Origin of the sequence: Paraburkholderia atlantica, from assembly GCF_000092885.1 — a bacterium.
GTDB classification, from domain to species: Bacteria; Pseudomonadota; Gammaproteobacteria; order Burkholderiales; family Burkholderiaceae; genus Paraburkholderia; species Paraburkholderia atlantica.
In genome coordinates, this window is the sequence record NC_014117.1 from 3,135,048 (window position 1) to 3,154,023 (window position 18,976).

An 18,976-nucleotide genomic window follows, 5' to 3' on the forward strand; every position below is an offset into this window, starting at 1 on the left:
AGTCGTATCGATCTGTTACGGCTGCACGTTCAATGCAATCTAAACGACGGGAAGTTGAAGCGCGTGGGCGGCACCAGCTGACCGGCCGGAATCTGCGTTTCAGGGCCGCCTTTCAGGTCGAGCGGCGGGGTCTCGGTACCCGACGCGGCCTCCGGCGCCGACGCGCCTTGCGGTGCCGATGCGCCTTGTGGCGTGGCCACGGCCGCGCCGGATGCGGGAGCCGCCTTTGCCGGAGCACCCTGCGTGCCCGCGGCGGCGCCGGCCGCGCCGGTTGCAGCGCCGGCCGGCGCACCTGCCGCCCCTGCGGCCGCGCCCGTCTCGCCTTCGTCGTACTTCGGCAGCGGCGCTTCTTCGTCGTAGCTCGGCAGGTCCTGCGGACGCCGGCGGTTATCCGACAGCAGATACTGGCGGCGCTGCAGATACGCGTTGCGGACGAACGAGTATTTGTCGAGCGCCGCGCCTTCCAGCAGATTGCTCGCGCCGAGCAGGTTCGCGCGCGTATTGACGATGTTCAGGCCCCACAGGGCCCAGCTCAGCCCCGGCGGATCGATGTAGCTGATCGGGTTCACGTAGTAGTTGCCGAGCGAGCCGAACGCGTCGCGCACCGTGCTCGGTCCGAACAGCGGCAGCACCAGGTAAGGGCCCGCCGGCACGCCGTAGTGACCGAGCGTCAGACCGAGGTCGTTGTCGTGCTTGGGCAGCTTCGCGAGCGTCGCGACGTCGAACAGGCCGCCGACGCCGAACAACGTGTTGATCACGATCCGCATGATGTCCGACACGCCGTCCGCGATACGCAACTGCAGCAGATTGTTCGCCGCGATATAGACATCGCCGATGTTCGAGAAGAAGTTCGTCACGCTGTCCCGCACCGGCTGCGGCGTAACAAACACGTAGCCCTGCGCGACCGGCTTGATCGCGTACTGGTCGACCTTGTCGTTGATGGTGAAGATCGTGCGGTTCAGCCCTTCGAACGGATCGCCCTTGGTAGGCGTCTGCACGGTCGTGCAACCGGCGAGCAGCGCAGCCGCCACGGCGACCTTGCCGAACTGTAGGACGCGCGCACCGCTGCGCGGGGTCTGCAGTTTCGTCTGCATCGTAGTTTCTCCTTATTGGCCTGACTGGCCGGCGGCGCCGGCGGCCGGCGCTGCCGGCGCCGGTGCGGGGGCGGAAGCGGCGGGCTTCGCCGCGCCGGAATCCGCGGCCTTGCTATACAGGAACTGGCCGATCAGGTTTTCCAGCACGATCGCCGATTGCGTCATCGCGATGCTATCGCCCGCCTTCAGCATTTCCGAGTCGCCGCCCGGCTCGAGCCCGATGTACTGCTCGCCGAGCAGACCTGAGGTCAGGATCTTCGCCGAAGTGTCCCTCGGAAACTCGAATTGCTTGTCGATATCGATCGTGACGAGCGCCTGGTAGGTGTTGCTATCGAAGCCGATCGACGCGACCCGGCCGACCGTCACGCCCGCGCTCTTTACCGGCGCGCGCGGCTTCAGCCCGCCGATGTTGTCGAACTTGAGCTTGACCGGGTAGGTTGCCTGGAACGACAACGAGCTCATGTTGCCGACCTTCAGCGCAAGAAACAGCAACGCCACGAAACCCAACACCACGAACAGGCCGACCCAGAAGTCGAGAACATTCTTTTTCATCGTCATCCCAAAGTGAATCCGCCACGTCCCGCCGTGCGCCGCGCAGCGTGCGCCGCCGGCAGCCGGCATGCTGCGCGGCCTTAGCTGAACATCAGTGCGGTCAGCAGGAAGTCGAGCCCGAGCACCGCGAGCGACGCGTACACGACCGTGCGGGTCGTCGCGCGCGACACGCCTTCCGGCGTCGGCTTCGCCTCGTAGCCCTGAAACAGCGCGACGAAGGTCACCGCGAGGCCGAACACCACGCTCTTGACGACCCCGGCGCCCACGTCGCGCCACACGTCGACGCCGCTTTGCATCTGCGACCAGAACGCGCCGGCATCGACGCCGATCAGCAGCACCCCCACCACGTAACCGCCAAGAACACCGACCGCGCTGAAGATCGCCGCGAGGATCGGCATCGAGATAATGCCCGCCCACAGGCGCGGCGCGATCACGACTTTGACCGGATCGACGGCCATCATTTCCATCGCGGTGAGTTGCTCGCCCGCCTTCATCAGGCCGATTTCTGCAGTCAGCGACGTGCCCGCGCGCCCGGCGAACAGCAGCGCGGTCACGACCGGGCCGAGCTCGCGCACGAGCGACAGCGCGACCAGCAACCCGAGCGCCTGCTCGGAGCCATAACGGTTCAGCGTGTAATAGCCTTGCAGCCCGAGCACGAAGCCGACGAACAGCCCCGACACCGCGATGATCACGAGCGAATAATTACCGACGAAGTGGATCTGCTTCGTGACAAGACGCGGACGGCGCAGCAGCGGAAAAATTTCGAGCACGAGCCGCAGGAAGAAGCGCGTCGCGTAGCCGGCGGTGCCGAGCCCGGTGATGACCGAGCGACCGATCGTACTGATCATGACTGGCCTCCGCCGATGCCGAAGTCCGCCGCGAGCGGCGTCTGCGCCGGATAGTGGAATCTGAACGGGCCGTCCGGCGCGCCGTCGATGAACTGCCGCACGGTCGGGTCGGTCGACGCGCGCAGCTCGTCCGGCGTGCCTTCGGCGAGCACGCCGCCGTTGGACAGGAAGTACACGTAGTCGGCGATCGCGAACGATTCCGGCACGTCGTGCGTGACGAGAATCGACGTCGCGCCGAGCGCCTGGTTCAGCGTGCGGATCAGGTTCGCGGTGATGCCGAGCGAGATCGGATCGAGGCCGGCGAATGGCTCGTCGTACATCATCAGTTCGGGGTCGAGCGCGATCGCGCGCGCGAGCGCCACGCGCCGCGCCATGCCGCCCGAAATCTCCGACGGCAGCAGGTCGCGCGCGCCGCGCAGGCCGACCGCGTTGAGCTTCATCAGCACGAGGTCGCGCAGCAGTTCTTCAGGGAGATCGGTGTGTTCGCGCAGCGAGAAGGCGACGTTTTCGAACACCGACATGTCGGTGAACAGCGCGCCGAACTGGAACAGCATGCCCATCTTCCGGCGCAGCGCGTAAAGTCCTTCGCGCGTCTGCCCGCCGATGTCCTGGCCATGGAACAGCACCTGGCCGCGCTGCGCGCGCACGAGGCCGCCGATCAGCCGCAGCACTGTGGTCTTGCCGCAACCCGAGCCGCCCATGACCGCGACGACCTGACCGCGACGAAAGCGCAGATTCAGATTCGACAGGACGAGCCGGTCGCCGTAACCGAAGTCGACGTCGCGCAGCTCGAGTATGGTCTCGGGGGAGGAAGGCACCAAACTGACAGTCCTTTTACACGGAAGGCCGAATTATAGGGCCATCATGCAAAAGCTGCCTTGAGGTGCCCCGTTCCTTGACTATGCCTGACGATTATTGCGTAAACGTGTGTTGCAGCGCCGAAACGGCGGCGGCCGGGTCGGCCGCTTCGGTGACCGCGCGCACCACCGCTGCGCAGCCGACGCCCGTTGCGAGCACGTCCGGCAACACCTGCAGATCGATCCCGCCGATCGCGACGAGCGGCACCACGCCGTCGAGCAGCCGCACATAGCGTGCAAGGCGCCGCAAGCCCTGCGGCGCGGTCGGCATGACCTTGGTCGTGGTCGGGAATACGGCGCCCAATGCAATGTAGCTCGGACGGAAATGCAGCGCCTTCAGCATCTCGTAGAAGCCGTGCGTGGACAAGCCCAGGCGGATGCCCGCGTTGGCCAGCGTGGACAGATCCGCGGTATGCACGTCTTCCTGGCCGAGGTGCACGCCGTACGCGCCCGCCTCGAGCGCCGCCTGCCAATGATCGTTGATGAACACCTGCGCGTCGTGCGCGCGGCCGGCAGCCACGCAGCGGGCGATCTCGCGCTTCAGTTCGTCGGCGGGTTCGGCCGACTTGCGGCGCAACTGCACCGTCTTCACGCCGAAGCCGACCACCCGTTCGACCCAGTCCGCGGTCGGCAGCACCGGATACAGGCCGAGCCTTTCCGGGCAGCGCGCGAACGCCCTGGCGGGTGCCGGCGGCAGGTCGGTAAGGCGCGGAAAGCGGCCGAGGTCGGACGGGAAAGCGTCGTCGGCGCGGGTCTCGTCGCCGTCGCGCCACGCGAGCGCGAGCACCAGCGCGTCGTGCGGATCGAAACCGCAGTCGAGGAACGCGGCCAGCGCGGCAATCCAGTCTTCCGCCAGACGGCCTTCGAGGCCGTATTTCTCACCGCCCAGATGCAGCGTCGCGCGGTTTTCCGCAGCGACGATCACGCCAGCGCCCCGCGTCAGCCAGCGCGCGATCTGCTCGCCGTGCGGCTGCGCGTCGGCGATCACGATCAGGTCGCCGCCGTTCGGTTCGTCGGGCGCGGTCAGGCAGATGCGCCACGGTGCGTGGGTCGGCGGCCAGTCGCCGAGCCGCGCACGGATGCGCTCGGCGGCTTCGATGAGTTCGTCGGCCGTCGGCCAGAACAGATCGCGATCCTTCAGCGTCAACGACTGCGTCATGCCGCACCTCCATCCTGATGCCAGAACGGCATGCCGACCACCGGCGTGCTCGCGTGCGCACTCTCGCGCTCGGCCATCGGGCCCGCTAGATACGCTTGCCGGCCCGCCTCGACGCCCAGCGCAAATGCGCGCGCCATTGCGTCGGGATGCGTCGCCTGCGACACCGCCGTGTTCAGCAGCACGCCGTCGAAGCCCCATTCCATCACCTGCGCCGCATGCGATGGCACGCCGAGCCCGGCGTCGACGATCAGCGGCACGTCGGGCAGCCGCTCGCGCAATACCCGCAGCCCGTACGGATTGATCACGCCCTTGCCGGTGCCGATCGGCGCGCCCCATGGCATCAGCGCCTCGCAGCCGGCGTCGAGCAGACGGCGGCCGATCACCAGATCTTCGGTGCAGTACGGCAGCACCTTGAAGCCATCCTTGACGAGCCGCGCGGCGGCTTCGATCAGACCGACCGGGTCGGGCTGCAGCGTGTAGTCGTCGCCGATCAGTTCGAGCTTGATCCACTCGGTCTCGAAGATTTCGCGCGCCATGTGCGCGGTCGTCACCGCTTCACCGACGCTCAGGCAGCCCGCCGTATTCGGCAGCAGCGGCACGCCGTGGCGCTTGAGCAGCTCGAAGAAGCCGGCTTCCGCGTTGCCCTCGTTCATCTGACGGCGCAGCGCGACGGTCACCATGCCGGGGCGCGCGGCGTCGATCGAATCGGACAGCGATTGCAGCGACGGGTAGCGCGACGTGCCGAGCAGCACGCGGCTTGCGAAAGTTTGACCGTATAGCGTCAGCGCGTCGGCGCTCTCGTGAGAAGTCATTTGCATCATCCTGGTTTGCCGTCGCGGCTAGAACCGACCGCTTGACGCAATGGGTTTTCGGCGACGGTTGTTGCGTTCGGTATGCGACAGGCTGGCGCGAGCGCGCTCAGCCGCCCGCGACCGGCTGCACGACGTCGAGCCGGTCGCCCGTGTGCAACGCGCGCGCCGCATGCTGCGCACGCGCGACGAAATCGCCGTTGAGCGCAACCGCGAACGGCGGGCGCGCGCCAAAGGCAGCGAGCGCATCGGCGACAGTCGCGCCTTCGGGCAGCGACAACGGCTTTTGATTGATATGAATGTCCATGGTGTTCGAATACGGTTCAATCGATGGCGCCAGCGGCATTGCGCGCGGCACGTTGGCCGCTGGGCTCAGGCCGGCTCGCGCGCGAAATGCTGTTGGAACAGCTCGCTCCAGCGTGCGTCGCGCCGCCAGCCGGCGAATGCGTCGGCGTCCCCGACACGGCCGTCGAGCAGCGCTCTCGCAAACCGCACGGCTTCGTCGGCGACTTCCGGCGCGATCATATAGCCGTGCCGATACAGGCCGTTCACGCGCAGCGTGCGCGCGCCGTCCCACAGCAGCGCGGGACGGTGATCGGGCAAGGTCGGACGACACTGCGAATTCAGCTCGAGGATGCGCGCCTCGCCAAAGCCCGGATGCACCGAGAACGCCGCGCTCAGCAACTCGAGCGCCGAACGCACGCTGACGGGCGACATGTCCTCGCCCTCCACCTCGGTCGCGCCGATCACATAGAGGCCGTTCTGCTTCGGCGCGATATACAGCGGGTAGCGCGGATGCAGCAGCCGCACCGGGCGAGTCAGTTGCAGGTGAGGTGCATGCACGCGCGCAACTTCACCGCGGATGCCGCGCAGCGTCGGTAGCACGGCTTTCGCCCCGAGCCCGCGGCAATCGATCGTGATGCCGGCATCGGGCAGCGACGCGTCGTCGATCGGCGTGTTCCAGTGCGTGTCGACGCCGCGCTCGGCAAGCCCCGCCGCGAGCGCGGACAGCACCTGACGGTTGTCGAGTTGCCCCTCGCGCGGCAGCAGCCAGCCCTGATTGAAGCGGCCGGCCAACGCGGGTTCGGCGGCACCGAGCTGTACGCCCGAAAGCGCGACGAAGCCGCCGTCGAGCAACTCGGCCGGCGCGTTCGCACGCACGCGGCGCTCGAACAGCGGCGCCTCCGTGCGATCCGCGTGATGCCAGACGACGAGCGTGCCGTTGCGCTGGAAAAACACCGGCTCCGGCAGTTCGGCGAGCACGCGCGGCCAGCTTTCGAGCGAACTCGCGCCAAGCCGCGTGATCAGCAACTCGGCGCTCGCGGCTTCTGCCAGCGGCGCGAGCATCGCGGCGGCAACCCACGCGGCAGCCTGCGAGCCGGCGGCATCGCCGCGCTCGTAAAGGGCCACGCGATGCCCCTCGCCCGCGAGGCGCCACGCGACCAGCCGGCCGCACAAACCGCCACCGAGCACCGCGAAATCAGGTCGAGCGGAACGGTTCATCGCGCGCGCTCCGGTTGACTGCGGCGGGCAAAACCAAAGAGGCACGACACGCCGGAGGCGGCGTGACGAAGAGAAAGATGCATGTCTGAAGAATAGGCGGTCATCGAGTCCTTTCCGTACGGCCAAAAACGCACGTACCCAGGACGAAACCGGCGGGTGAAGCCGGCCGGTCACGGCGTGTGCATGTGAGCTGCGCTCGCCGCCCGGCGGGGAATGGAAGACGGTTGCTTCCGGAAACTTCCCGCGCCGGTATTACCCGGATCGGGTGCAAAGGGTCTCTCTCAGCCTCGCCGCCCCGGCATGAAAGTCATGCCGCCTGTGGGCGAAGCACCCCTGTTTCGTCGCAGGTCATTAGACCATAAAAGGCGCGGCGCCCGCAAACCAGCGGCCCGCCGTCGCTGCCGCGATTTTGATCTGGCACCGTCTAACTAGATGCCGATGCGAAGCGGCCCGGCGCTCTGGCACAATGCCGTGAACGGTGCCGCAAAAACGCGGCGTGCGCGGCGCTCGTGGCCGCATGCGCGGCGGCGGCATCCCGGCGGACGCCGGCCCGAAAAATTAATTTTCGCTTAAGGGCGTCACGCCAGAATCGGGCGCCCGTCCGGACTCGCGTTCATCGAGCGTGATGGCGCGATGCCCGGCCAGGTATTGCAGACCCGCCGCAGTCACGGCCTCGAAAAGGTCCGACTGTTAGCGGGATCGCCCGACATGGGTCAACCAGATCGGACCGTACGCCGGAATGGCACTTCGGGTTAGCACATCATCAGGACGCTCATGACACCACATACTTCCGCCAGCCCCGCGCTGCCGCCCGACGAAAAGGTCTCCGCCTGGAGCCTGATCAAGCCTTACTGGGTTTCCGAGGAACGAGGCATCGCATGGGGGCTGCTCATTACGATCATCGTGATGAACCTGATCGTCGTCTGGATCAACGTGCGCCTGAACCGCTGGAGCGCGGACTTCTACAACGCGCTGCAGCAGAAAAACGTCCACGACTTCCCGCATCTGCTGATGATTTTTACCGGACTCGCGTTCGGCTTCATCATCCTCGCCGTGTATGGACGCTATCTGCGCCAGATGCTCGGCTTCCGCTGGCGCCAGTGGCTGACCACCCGCTACCTGAACGAGTGGCTCAACGACAGCGCGTTCTACCGCATCGAGCGTGACCGCCTCGCCGACAACCCCGACCAGCGGATCAGCGACGACCTGCAGTCGTTCGCGACCACCACGTTGTCGCTGACGCTCGATCTGCTGTCGACCGTTGTCACTCTCGTATCGTTCATCACGATCCTGTGGACGCTCGCGGGCGCGCTGAGTATTTCGCTCGGCGGCATGCCGCTGCATATCCCCGGCTATATGGTGTGGGCCGCCGCGCTGTATGCGGTGGCCGGTTCGCTCGTCATGCAGAAGGTCGGCCATCCGCTCGTGTCGATCAACTATCAGGCGCAGAAAGTGGAGGCTGATTTCCGTTTCGGTCTGATCCGGCTGCGCGAGAACGCCGAGCAGATCGCGTTCTACAACGGCATGGAAACCGAGAAGACGAACGCGCGCACGCTGTTCGGCCGCATCCGCGACAACTGGTGGCAGGTGATGAAGTACACGAAGCGCCTGACCTTCGTGCTGAGCTTCTACGGCCAGATCGCGATTATTTTCCCGATCGTCGTCGCCGCGCCGCGCTACTTCGCGGGCGCGTTCACGTTCGGCGTGCTGATGCAGATTTCGAGCGCGTTCGGCACCGTCAGCGATTCGTTCTCGTGGTTCATCAACAGTTATACGAGCCTCGTCGAATGGCGCGCGACCGTGAACCGGTTGCGCGAATTCAAGCGCGTCGTGCATTCGCCGCGTCTGAAGGAATCGGTGTCGCCGGCCACGGAACACGGCGGCATCAATCTGCATTTCGTCGACAGCAACACGCTTACCACCGACAGCCTCACGCTTGCGCTGCCCAATGGCAACCCGCTGTCGCGCATCCGCGATATCGCGATCCGGCCGGGCTCGCGCTGGCTCGTGCGCGGTCCGTCGGGCGCCGGCAAGAGCACGCTGATGCGGGCGCTCGCGGGCCTGTGGCCGTTCGGCGACGGCTCGATCGACGCGCCGGTCAATGCGCGCATGATGTTCATCCCGCAGGTCAGCTACATGCCGATCGGCACGCTGAAGGCGGCGCTCGCGTATCCGTCGGCGGCGGACACCTATGGCGACGACGAATGCCGCGACGCGCTCATCACCTGCCATCTGTCGGAATACGCGGACCGTCTGCAGGAAACGGGGCACTGGACCCGCGTGCTGTCGCCGGGTGAGCAGCAGCGCTTCGCCGCCGCGCGCGTGCTGCTGCACAAGCCCGACTACCTGTTCCTCGACGAAGCGACCAGCGCGCTCGACGCGGAAAACGAGGCGCGGCTCTATCGACTGTTCACCGAGCGGCTGCCGAAGGCGGCGATCGTCAGCGTCGCGCATCGCGAATCGCTTGCTGCCTTCCATGACGAAACGCTCGACGTCGAGCGTTCGGCCGAAGCGATAGCGGCGTGAGCGACGCGCGCGGCGCTCAAGTCAACTAAGCGCACGACGCCCCCCCGCGCGTCGTGCGCAACATCCGGAAAGACACGAGAAGAGTTCGGAAGCATTTGCGAAGCGCGCAAGCTGTTCCGCGCTTTGAAAATGCCTGCGAGCAGCGACGATAGTCGTACAGGCCGCGCCATGCGACGGCCTTCGTTGACGTCAGTCACGTCTTTGATCGCAACCGCTCTCTGGACTCCTCGCCCATGTCATTCGCCCGCCGTGTTTCACCTCTGCTCCCGACTTTGCTCCCACGCCTCGCGCTCGCCTGCGGCGCGGCGCTGCTCTTCACTAACGCCGTCGACGCCGCGCAATCGGCCGAGCAGAACCAGCCCGCCGATATCTGCGCGGCGCTCACGCAGATCGTCGATGCGAGCGATTTCCGGCAACTGCCGAGCGAGACCGCCGTGCAACTGCCGGGCGTCTCCTACACCGACGATTGCCGCGCTACCCCCCACGCTTACGACTGCCACTGGCGCGCGCACTGGCAAGCCGACGGCGTCGTCAACGATCCGCTCGAAGAACTCGGCGCCGACATCGCCGCCTGCTTTCCGCGCGTCGTGCACGACGTCAACACACCGGTGCGCCAGCATTTCGTCGTGACCACCGACGCGCGCCGCGTGGACGTCACCGCAAGCGTGCAAGGTCAGAACGAACTGCGGCTGCGTGTGACGCGCTGAGCGCGCGGCCCTCGCTGCTTTCGATGACCCAGCGAACCTTGTGACCGGAATCGGGCGCCGCCTCATGACCTCGCCGCCGACCGTGCGCGCGCCAGAGGCATCCAGGCGTTCGAGCCTGAGTCTGTTCGCCTCGCTGATATCCCGGCGTCGCTGCGCCCTCGCCGCCTTCGCCGCGACGCTGACACTCACGCTAGACGGCTGCGCATGGACGCTGATCCAGGTCGCCGACGCCACCGGCTCCGTGATCCAGGCCGGCTACGCGATCGCGTCGAACTACTCGTCGCCGACCTTCGTCAACGGCCGGCCCGCGGATGTGCAGCACGTGTGCATCGAAGTAAACCCGACGGTATCGGTCGGCGATTTCGTGCCGGCGCTGCAACTCGCGCTCGAGCGGCGCGGTATTCGTTCGGACGTCTACAATCCGGGCACCTCGCCGGCCGGCTGCGAGGCGCGGCTCGTCTATAACGCCGCGATCGACTATGGGCGCCGCTCGTTCAGCGACGAATCGATCCAGTACCTGTCGATCATCGATCTGACGCTGATCCAGAGCGGCCGCATTCTGGTCACCGCGCGTTATCAGACCGGCGGCCTGAACACCGACCGCTTCTCGTCGGCCTCGGTGAAGCTCGGCGGGTTGATCGAGCGGATGGTCGTCGATCGGACCGATTTTGCGCGTCAAGAGCAGCAACAGCAGACCCTGCAAACCTCGCAGGCCTTCCCGCCGAGCCACTGAGTACCCGCGGCTCTTCCGTCGCTTGCAGCGCCTTACACGGGAAAGGATCGGAAAGCGGCATGCGCTTTGCGCAGCGCGTGCGCCTCACTAAGATGACCTGAATGAACCAGACCATCCTGATCGTCGATGACGATCCCGTCGTACGCGAGCTCGTCAGCGAATATCTGCACGGGCGCGGCTTCAACGTCGCCACGCTGGAAAATGGCCTGGCGTTGCAGCGCAGATTGCAGCAGGAGCGACCCGCGCTGGTCGTGCTCGACATCATGATGCCGGAGCTCGATGGCATCAGCGCACTACGCGCGCTGCGTGTCGCCGGCGACGACATTCCCGTGATTCTGTTGACCGCGCGAGCCGATCCGATCGATCGCGTGATCGGCCTCGAACTCGGCGCCGACGACTACCTCGGCAAGCCGTTCGAACCTAGCGAGCTGGTCGCGCGGATTCGCACCGTGCTGAGGCGTCGCGGCTCGATCGCGCCGGGCGCGCCCGAGCAACGTGCGCCCTATCATTTCGGCCGCTTCGAGGTGAACTTCCCGGCGCGCGAACTGCGCCGCGACGGCGAACGCATCACGCTGCGTTCGAGCGAATTCGCGATGCTTAAGGTGTTCGTCACGCACGCGATGACCGTGCTCACGCGCGCGCAGCTGCTCGAAAAACTGCACGGCAATAGCGAGGCGCATCGCAATCGCAGTCTCGACGTATCGATCTGGCGCTTGCGTCGACTGATCGAAGTGGACCCGTCGGAGCCGCGCTACGTGCAGACGGTGTGGGGACGCGGTTATGTGTTCGTGCCGGACGGCGAGATCGGCGCGGCCGAACGCGGGCTCGCGCCGCCGCTCGGCTAGCTGTGCGAGTCGATCTGATCGGGGGCCGGGTGATATGACCTGCTTGTCGCGCATAACGCGCACCGCGCTGATGCGGCCGACGGTCAAAACGTCAGCACACTCAGAAACATCCGCTGTAGCCAGCCCATCGTTGTCGCATCGTTGACCATGCCGAGGCCAGCCTGCTCGATGCGCGCGTTCGCGACCTTGCTGGACGCGACGTAATTGCCTGCTTCGATATCCTTGGGATTGACGATGCCCGACAACCGAAGACGGTCACGGGTACCGCTCATCGCGATCACCTTCTCGCCCGACACGACGAGATTGCCGCCCGACACCGTGCCGATCACGGTCACGGCGAGCGTGCCCGTCATGTCGCTGATGTCGCTCAGACGGCCCTGCCCTTTGTAGTCGGTGCTGGCCGAGCCGATGTTGAACAGTTTGGCAAGCCGCGCCGCGGCGCTCGTCGATTGGTCCGCGGCGGTGGCGGTGATGCTGCTCGCGCGGTTCGCCGATGCGCTCGCGCTGTTGCTGCCGCTATACGATTCCGACAGCCGGATCGTCAGCACATCGCCGATATGCTGCGCGCGCGGCGTCTCATACAGCAGCAGCGGCGCTCCGGCCTGATAGATCGCGCCTTGCGTGTTGACGTTCAATGGCGCGGACGCGAGCGGGGGCGCCATCGGCGTTTCGACGATCGACCTGGTCTGCGTGCTCGAACAGGCCGCGACACAGCTCGCGGCGCCCAGCACGAAGGTGAGACGTAGCGCGGTCATACCATCTCCGTGGCGAGAAAGATGAAATGGAGTCGAAGCGAGGCGGCGCTAGCCGGCGCCACCCGCTTTCGGCAATGGGCTCATACCGATGGTCATGCTTGCCGGGCAATCATCAGCCCGCGCCGGTGCCGCTCGCCTGCCACTGCCGCACGACCGCTTTCATCCACGCATCCGAGCCCTTCAGCAGATATGTGAGCGTGCCATTGCGGCTGCCCGGCAGGAAGCACAGCGTGATCGAACTGACCGCGTTCTCCCATACGTACATCGGCATCGCGCCCGGCGCCGCCGCGTTGCGTGTCGCGTGACGCGGCGGCCCATAACGATCCTCGAGCGCGTCGCGCAGATCCTCGGCGGTCAGCTCGTCGATCAAGAACGACATCTCGTAAAGACGCAACGCGCCTTGCCCGTCGATGCGCGTGAAGCGCATCACGTGTTCGAGCGCCGGCGCGCCATCGACTACCGCCTGCGACACCGCCCAGCGCTCGTCATCGCGATGCGCCCAGCGGCACGCGACGCTCAGGCTATCGTGCGACTTCAACCGCATGCCGAGCGCACCGGCCTGCACGTCGGTCTCGCAGATCGGCACGCTGCCGACCGGCGTCGCGCGTACGGTCGAGCCCGCGCGGAATTCGTCGAGCGTGATGCCTAGCGCGACGCCGCGAAACGAAAACGGCGCGTCCGGCGAGCGCCGGCGCGGGTCGGCGACGACGCCATTCGATGCCGCGCTGGCCGCCTTCGGACTGCGCGCGACAGGCTGCGCATGCGCGGCGCACGACAGCACACCGCCGAGCAGCATCAATGCACCAACCATCCGGGTGAGCGTCATGATTCAATCGATCGCGGAAGCGCACATGTCGAAAGGCGTCGCCGCCGCATGGCCGACGACCGGCAGCACTTTCAGGGTCGCCGCCGTGACCCGGCACGGCAGCGCCGCGGCGCCGCAGCCGCCGAGCGGCAACAGCAGCGCGCCGGCAACGAGCCACGCCACGGCGCGACGCCGATGCTCAGTAGTTCTGGAGAGCGGCACGTGGACCTCGCCGGTTCACGCAGTGGTGTTGACGAGATGGCCGATGAGCCCCAGCCCCGGCGCAGGCAGTGCAGGCTGCGCGAGCGTGCTGCTTTGCTGCGATTTCGCCGCTGCGCCGGTGGGGCTCGAACTGGTGGACTTCGCCGTGGTCGGCGTCTTTGCCGGCGCGGAGAAAGGCGTGGAACCGAGCGTGTTGTGGATCGTCATGATGGACCTCGCGAAGGCGCGCATTGCGCGCTGGTGTCGGTTGAACGCCGCGCTGCGGCGTCCGAGGCAGCGGACCTCGTTCGGCGTGCGGCGCGACGTGCTGCGGAACGAATCATCGCGCCGCGCAAGTGCCGACGATGGGCGAAGCAAAGCACGCTTTCGCGCGGTTGTTACGACCCGTTCCGTGGGCTTGCGAGGGCTTCCGAGTGCTTGCCAAGCGTTGTCATCGCGTGGCGGTCGTTGGGGAGAGCAGGATCAGGCAGTGCTAAAGTAGGCGCGGAACCTTCGCTGATCCGCCCCGGCGCAAGCCCGCCAGCGCCACGCGGCACACAGTAAGCGTTGGTAAGGAAATGCGCGGTCGCGCGTCGGGCGCGCCAGTCTAGAATTTCGCCATGAATCCACAGGTCCTTATCGTCGACGACGATCCGGTCGTACGCGATCTGCTTTGCAAGTTTCTGCAGTCGAACGGCTTCGATGCGTCCGTGCTGCATGACGGCACCCACTTGCAGCGTCGTCTCGAGCGTGAGCGGCCGTCGGTCGTCGTGCTCGACATCATGATGCCGAACACCGACGGCCTGCGCGCGCTCACCGCGTTGCGCGCCGCCGGCGACGACATCCCGGTGATCTTCGTGACCGCGCGCGGAACCGTGGCCGATCGCATCGTCGGTCTGTCGCTCGGCGCGGACGACTACTTGACCAAACCATTCGATCCGCGCGAACTGCTGGTGCGCATCCAGACCGTGCTGCGCCGGCGCGGGCCCTCCACCACGAGCGCGCCAGAAGCACGCAAGCGCTATCGCTTCGGTCCGTTCGAACTGGACTTCGCGACGCGCTCGCTGAGCCGCGACGACACCAAGCTGCCGCTGCGCGATAGCGAATTCGCGCTGCTGAAGATCTTCGTCAACAACCCGTACAAGGTGCTGTCGCGCGTGCTGATTCACGATCTCGTGCATCGCGACGACCTCGCGTTCCGCGACCGCAGCCTCGACGTGCCGATCTGGCGCTTGCGCCGCGTTATCGAGGACGACCCGTCGAACCCGTGCTACGTGCAAACGGTGCGCGGCAAGGGTTACGTGTTCGTGCCCGACGCCAACGGCCCCCCCTTCGAGCACGGGGCCGCCCCGAGCGCATGAGAAATCCGCTGAACACGCTGTTCGGCAGAATGGCGTTGCTGTCGGCGGCGGTGCTGTTCACGATTCAGGCGAGCTGGTTCGTGCTGGTGACGATGCAGCCGCCGCGCCATGAAATCGACGGCTTTGCGCGCGGCATTCTGCTCGTGCTGCAGGCGATCAACGGCGAGCCGATCAAGGGCACCGCGCTCGCGCCGGCGATGCGCGTGCATCTGGTACCCACCTGGAACATGCCGACCAGCGTGCATCTGCGCGAGCCGCACGAGCATATGCTGGTCGAGTTGAGCCGGCATCTGCGCGAGAACCTGCCGGCCGGCACGCAGATCGCCGTCGACGATCTGCGTCCGCCGCAACTGTGGGTGCTGTTTCCGGGCAAGTCGAACTGGGTCGTCGTGCCGGTCGATGTTCCGCCACCGCCGCGCTTTCTGATCGAATCGGTATCGATGCTGGCCGCCGGGCTGATCCTGTCGTTGTTCGCGGTATGGCAGATGCAACGGCCGTTGTTGCGCGTGGCCGATGCGTCTCGCGCGTTCGGCTCGGGCGGCCGGCCCGAACCCGTGCCGGTGCAGGGCCCGCGCGAACTGCGCGATCTGATCGGCTCGTTCAACGACATGATGCGGCGCCTGAACGAAGCGGGCGACGACCAGGCGGTGATGCTCGCCGGCGTCGCGCACGATCTGAAGGCCCCGCTCACGCGCCTGAAGTTGCGCGCAAGCGTGCTAGTCGACGAAAACGAACGCGCTGGCCTGATCCGCGACGTCGATTCGCTGACCAATATCGTCCAGCAGTTCCTCGAATTCGCTGGCCAATCGGCGGACGCTGGACCGCCTGTAGAAGTCGACGAGTTCTTGCGAGAGCAGTTTTCCTCAGGCGATTTCGCGGAAGCCACTGAAACCGCCGAAGCCGCGGACCCCGCCGAGTCCCCGCTCTTCGCACTCGACTTGCGCGCCGGCCCCTCGTTTACGCTGCCGCGCACGCTGCTCGACCGGCTCGTGACGAACCTCGTCGACAACGCGCTCGAACACGGCATGCCGCCGGTGGAAATCTCAACCGCGTGCAACGACCGTCATTGGACCATCAGCGTGCGCGATCACGGCCCAGGCATTCCCGACGACCGTATCGCCGCGGCAATGAAGCCGTTCGTGCGGCTCGACGCCGCGCGCGGCGGCGAAGGTCATTGCGGCCTCGGTCTAGCGATCGTCGCGCGGCTCGCGCACCATCGGGGCGGACGCTGCCTCGTGCGCAATCATGTGCGGGGCGGGCTCGACGTACGGATCGAATTGCCGGTGGACCCGGCGCTGACGTGAGGATGCTCGCAGGTAAGGGGACGCGGACCGAGGCACTTACCTGTCCTTACCGCATCGGCTGTCACGCGAGTTGCGGCCTGATAGTCGCTCCCGGCAACCTCGATGCCGCCCTTCTCTGTCCGCCCGCAACTCTGGGGCGGATTCTTTTTGCGCTATCGCCCGGCCAGCGAAGCGCGTCAGTGCACGAGCCGATTGCGCAGCGCGTCGACCGTCGCCGTGGAAAGACCGAGGCCTTGCGTTAAATAGCTCGCCATCGTGCCGTAGCTCGCCTGTACCTGGTCGAATCCCGCCTGCAGATAATTTTCGTCGACGTCGAACAACGGCGCTCTCGCCGCGGCGATGGCCGCGCCTTCCTGCGCGCGCAGCGTGGTAGTTTGCGCAGCGATCGATGGCGCGAGATAGACGTTGCTGAGCAGGTAGTCCTGCATGATCACGTCGAGCGGAACGTTGGCGATGCTGAGCAGCAGCGCCGCGACCCAGCCCGCGCGGTCCTTGCCCGCACTCGAGTGGAATAGCTGCGCGCCCGTGCCGTTGGCGAGCGCGCCGAGCAACGCGCCATAGACGGCTCGCTGCGGGCCGCCCGTCACATACGCGCGCGCCTGCTCCTGCATGAACGCCACGGCGTCGACGGGCGAATCGACCGGGGGCGTGACGAAGTCGTTCGTGCCGAGCACATTCAGCGTGGCGGATGTCGCGCCGCTCGGCAGCACGTCGGCGATGCGCGCGATTTCGGCGGGCGTGCGCAGGTCGTAGACCGACACGATGCCGAGCTTGTCGAGCGTCGCCACGTCCGTGCCGCTCAGCGTCAGCGCATTCGCGCGAAAGAACACGCCGCGCCGCATCTGCTTGCCGTCGACGGTCAGATAGCCGGCACCCGCGCCGCCGACATCGCGGAAATTGCTGACCGACACGAGTCGCGGCGTAGCCGGCTGCTCGGCTTCTAGACTGCCGCCGCACGCGGACAGCAGCGTGCTGCCGAAACCCGCGGCCAGCATCGCACCGGCCGAGCCCCTCAGAAAGCGTCGCCGCGCCGCCGACGTTTCGCCGGGCATGCCGCGCTCCACGGGCACGGTCGTGCTCGTAAGGGCGCGGAAAGGCGAACGGTTTTTCGCGGTGACGGGCATTGGGGGCGACGGGTTATAGGAGGATCGAGTGCGCAGCCGGGCTGCAAACGCAGTTTAACGTTGACCAATAAATTTTGCGTTACATCGTAGGGGTTAGTAAGAAAAAAGAGGGCCGGGTGCGCGCCAACAAATGCCGCGGGACGCTCGGGCGTTATCGCAAATGAGGCGGACATAACGCACCGCGACGAGGCAAAAAGAAAACCGGGCTCCCCCTTTCAGGCGAGCCCGGTTTCTTTCTTACTGCATCGCTTTACCGCTACAGGTGCCCTTCATGGGGCACCTTGTCGTCTCCACGTCTTCCTGCAAATTGAAGAGACGCTTAACGCGGCAGTTCCGAATGACCCATCAGGAATGCATCGACCGAACGTGCGCACTGACGGCCCTCGCGGATCGCCCACACCACGAGCGACTGGCCGCGACGCATGTCGCCCGCCGTGAACACCTTGTCCACCGACGTGTAGTACGCTTTTTCACCCTCGGTCGTGGCGCGCACGTTGCCGCGCGCATCCTTGTCGACGCCGAACGCTTCGAGCACCGGCGAAACCGGCTGCGTGAAGCCCATCGCGAGCAGCACGAGGTCGGCCTTCATTTCGAATTCGGAGTTCGGCACTTCGACCATCTTGCCGTCCTTCCATTCGACGCGTGCGGCGATCAGCTTCTCGACCTTGCCGTTCTTGCCTTCGAGACGCTTGGTCGCGACCGCCCAATCGCGCTCGCAGCCTTCCTCGTGCGACGACGACGTGCGCAGCTTGATCGGCCAGTAGGGCCACACGAGCGGCTTGTTCTCTTCTTCCGGCGGCTGGGGCAGCAGTTCGAACTGCGTGACGCTCTTTGCGCCATGACGGTTCGACGTACCCACGCAGTCCGATCCGGTATCGCCACCGCCGATTACGACGACGTGCTTGCCCTTCGCGACCAGCTGGTTCGGCACCTTGTCGCCGGCATTGACTTTGTTCTGCTGCGGCAGAAACTCCATCGCGTAATACACGCCTTCGAGCTCGCGGCCCGGCACCGGCAGATCGCGCGGCGTTTCCGAACCACCGGCGATCACGACCGCGTCGAACTGTTCGTTCAGCTCGGCCGGCGTGATGGTTTCCTTCGCGGTGTTGCCGATGTGCGCCGGCAGCGAATCCGGCTTGCCGATGAACACGTTGGTGCGGAACGTCACGCCTTCGGCTTCCATCTGGCGCATGCGGCGGTCGATCTGCCACTTCTCCAGCTTGAAGTCGGGGATGCCATAACGCAGCAGACCGCCGATCCGGTCGTTCTTCTCGAACACGGTCACGTCATGACCGGCGCGCGCGAGCTGCTGAGCAGCCGCGAGACCCGCGGGGCCCGAGCCGACCACGGCGACTTTCTTGCCGGTCTTGTGCTTCGGCGTTTGCGGCGCGACCCAGCCTTCGGCCCAGGCCTTGTCGATGATCGCGTGCTCGATCGACTTGATGCCGACCGGGTCGTCGTTGATGCCGAGCGTGCACGCCGCTTCGCACGGCGCCGGGCAGATGCGGCCCGTGAACTCGGGGAAGTTGTTGGTCGAATGCAGCACTTCGATCGCGTTCTTCCAGTCCTGACGGAACACCAGGTCGTTGAAGTCCGGGATGATGTTGTTGACCGGGCAGCCGTTGTTGCAGAACGGAATGCCGCAGTCCATGCAACGTGCGCCTTGAATCTTCGCTTCGTCGTCGGTCAGCGCCGCGACGAATTCCTTGTAGTGCTTCACACGCGTGAGCGGAGCCTCGTACGTCTCGTGGCGACGTTCGAACTCGAGAAAACCGGTTGCCTTGCCCATGTGG

At 66.2% G+C, this 18,976-nt stretch carries 20 protein-coding genes and 1 riboswitch; of the genes, 6 read left to right on the forward strand and 14 right to left on the reverse strand.

The genetic code is table 11. From position 1 onward, the window contains the following. Positions 1–29: 29 nt before the first annotated feature. From BC1002_RS14150 to BC1002_RS14185, 8 genes are all read right to left on the reverse strand, one after another. Positions 30–1,094 (reverse strand): MlaA family lipoprotein, encoded by a 1,065-nt coding sequence (locus tag BC1002_RS14150; RefSeq protein WP_013090706.1) that lies wholly within the window; start codon positions 1,092–1,094, stop codon positions 30–32. A gap of 12 nt (positions 1,095–1,106) precedes the next feature. Next, positions 1,107–1,646, reverse strand: a complete 540-nt coding sequence (mlaD, locus tag BC1002_RS14155) for an outer membrane lipid asymmetry maintenance protein MlaD (RefSeq protein ID WP_041734708.1) — start codon at positions 1,644–1,646, stop codon at positions 1,107–1,109. 80 nt (positions 1,647–1,726) lie between these two features. Beyond that, positions 1,727–2,494 carry a lipid asymmetry maintenance ABC transporter permease subunit MlaE gene (gene mlaE / locus BC1002_RS14160; RefSeq protein ID WP_013090708.1) on the reverse strand — a complete coding sequence of 256 codons (768 nt, stop codon included), beginning with the start codon at positions 2,492–2,494 and terminating at the stop codon, positions 1,727–1,729. Continuing rightward, positions 2,491–3,312, reverse strand: a complete 822-nt coding sequence (locus BC1002_RS14165; protein WP_041734709.1) for an ABC transporter ATP-binding protein — start codon at positions 3,310–3,312, stop codon at positions 2,491–2,493. Before BC1002_RS14165 ends, mlaE begins: the two co-directional genes overlap by 4 nt. 94 nt (positions 3,313–3,406) lie before the next feature. Then, entirely contained in the window at positions 3,407–4,510 is a 1,104-nt protein-coding gene (thiE, locus tag BC1002_RS36280; protein ID WP_013090710.1) for a thiamine phosphate synthase, read from the reverse strand. Continuing rightward, positions 4,507–5,322, reverse strand: coding sequence for a thiazole synthase (locus BC1002_RS14175; RefSeq protein ID WP_013090711.1), 816 nt, complete (start codon positions 5,320–5,322; stop codon positions 4,507–4,509). The genes thiE and BC1002_RS14175 overlap by 4 nt, the downstream gene beginning before the upstream one ends. A 106-nt stretch (positions 5,323–5,428) precedes the next feature. Then, complete coding sequence (gene thiS, locus BC1002_RS14180; RefSeq protein ID WP_041734713.1) at positions 5,429–5,626, reverse strand: sulfur carrier protein ThiS; 198 nt, start codon at positions 5,624–5,626, stop codon at positions 5,429–5,431. A gap of 65 nt (positions 5,627–5,691) precedes the next feature. Beyond that, entirely contained in the window at positions 5,692–6,822 is a 1,131-nt protein-coding gene (locus BC1002_RS14185; RefSeq protein WP_013090713.1) for an FAD-dependent oxidoreductase, read from the reverse strand. 221 nt (positions 6,823–7,043) lie between these two features. Beyond that, a riboswitch (TPP riboswitch) is annotated at positions 7,044–7,167 on the reverse strand. A 429-nt stretch (positions 7,168–7,596) separates the two neighbouring features. On the opposite strand from BC1002_RS14185, the gene BC1002_RS14190 reads away from it, so the two are divergent. From BC1002_RS14190 to BC1002_RS14205, 4 genes are all read left to right on the forward strand, one after another. Then, entirely contained in the window at positions 7,597–9,348 is a 1,752-nt protein-coding gene (locus tag BC1002_RS14190) for an ABC transporter ATP-binding protein/permease (RefSeq protein ID WP_013090714.1), read from the forward strand. 233 nt (positions 9,349–9,581) lie between these two features. Then, entirely contained in the window at positions 9,582–10,055 is a 474-nt protein-coding gene (locus tag BC1002_RS14195; RefSeq protein ID WP_013090715.1) for a hypothetical protein, read from the forward strand. 64 nt (positions 10,056–10,119) lie between these two features. Further along, positions 10,120–10,788 (forward strand): hypothetical protein, encoded by a 669-nt coding sequence (locus tag BC1002_RS14200; protein ID WP_013090716.1) that lies wholly within the window; start codon positions 10,120–10,122, stop codon positions 10,786–10,788. Positions 10,789–10,889: 101 nt separating this feature from the next. Next, the gene (locus tag BC1002_RS14205; RefSeq protein ID WP_013090717.1) at positions 10,890–11,633 is read left to right on the forward strand and encodes a response regulator; all 744 of its coding nucleotides are present in this window, start codon (positions 10,890–10,892) and stop codon (positions 11,631–11,633) included. 83 nt (positions 11,634–11,716) lie between these two features. Here the strand turns inward: BC1002_RS14205 and BC1002_RS14210 are convergent, their stop codons facing one another. From BC1002_RS14210 to BC1002_RS14225, 4 genes are all read right to left on the reverse strand, one after another. After that, the gene (locus tag BC1002_RS14210) at positions 11,717–12,388 is read right to left on the reverse strand and encodes a flagellar basal body L-ring protein FlgH (RefSeq protein WP_013090718.1); all 672 of its coding nucleotides are present in this window, start codon (positions 12,386–12,388) and stop codon (positions 11,717–11,719) included. A 112-nt stretch (positions 12,389–12,500) separates the two neighbouring features. Then, positions 12,501–13,214 (reverse strand): hypothetical protein, encoded by a 714-nt coding sequence (locus BC1002_RS14215; protein WP_013090719.1) that lies wholly within the window; start codon positions 13,212–13,214, stop codon positions 12,501–12,503. A 3-nt stretch (positions 13,215–13,217) separates the two neighbouring features. After that, positions 13,218–13,376, reverse strand: coding sequence for a DUF6726 family protein (locus tag BC1002_RS38445; protein WP_041734448.1), 159 nt, complete (start codon positions 13,374–13,376; stop codon positions 13,218–13,220). Positions 13,377–13,430: 54 nt separating this feature from the next. Next, positions 13,431–13,622 carry a hypothetical protein gene (locus BC1002_RS14225; protein WP_013090721.1) on the reverse strand — a complete coding sequence of 64 codons (192 nt, stop codon included), beginning with the start codon at positions 13,620–13,622 and terminating at the stop codon, positions 13,431–13,433. Positions 13,623–14,014: 392 nt separating this feature from the next. Between BC1002_RS14225 and BC1002_RS14230 the strand changes: the two genes are divergently transcribed. Next, positions 14,015–14,755, forward strand: coding sequence for a response regulator (locus tag BC1002_RS14230; RefSeq protein ID WP_013090722.1), 741 nt, complete (start codon positions 14,015–14,017; stop codon positions 14,753–14,755). Continuing rightward, a complete protein-coding gene (locus tag BC1002_RS14235) occupies positions 14,752–16,059 on the forward strand; it encodes an ATP-binding protein (protein WP_013090723.1) in 1,308 nt (435 codons plus the stop codon). The genes BC1002_RS14230 and BC1002_RS14235 overlap by 4 nt, the downstream gene beginning before the upstream one ends. Before the next feature lie 176 nt (positions 16,060–16,235). Here BC1002_RS14235 and BC1002_RS14240 read toward each other — a convergent pair whose 3' ends face one another. Further along, positions 16,236–17,111: a tyrosine-protein phosphatase gene (locus BC1002_RS14240; protein ID WP_013090724.1), complete on the reverse strand. Its 876-nt coding sequence runs from the start codon at positions 17,109–17,111 to the stop codon at positions 16,236–16,238. 391 nt (positions 17,112–17,502) lie between these two features. Next, on the reverse strand, positions 17,503–18,972 hold the full coding sequence (locus tag BC1002_RS14245; protein WP_013090725.1) for a glutamate synthase subunit beta: 1,470 nt from the start codon (positions 18,970–18,972) through the stop codon (positions 17,503–17,505). Between the last annotated feature and the right edge of the window lie 4 nt (positions 18,973–18,976).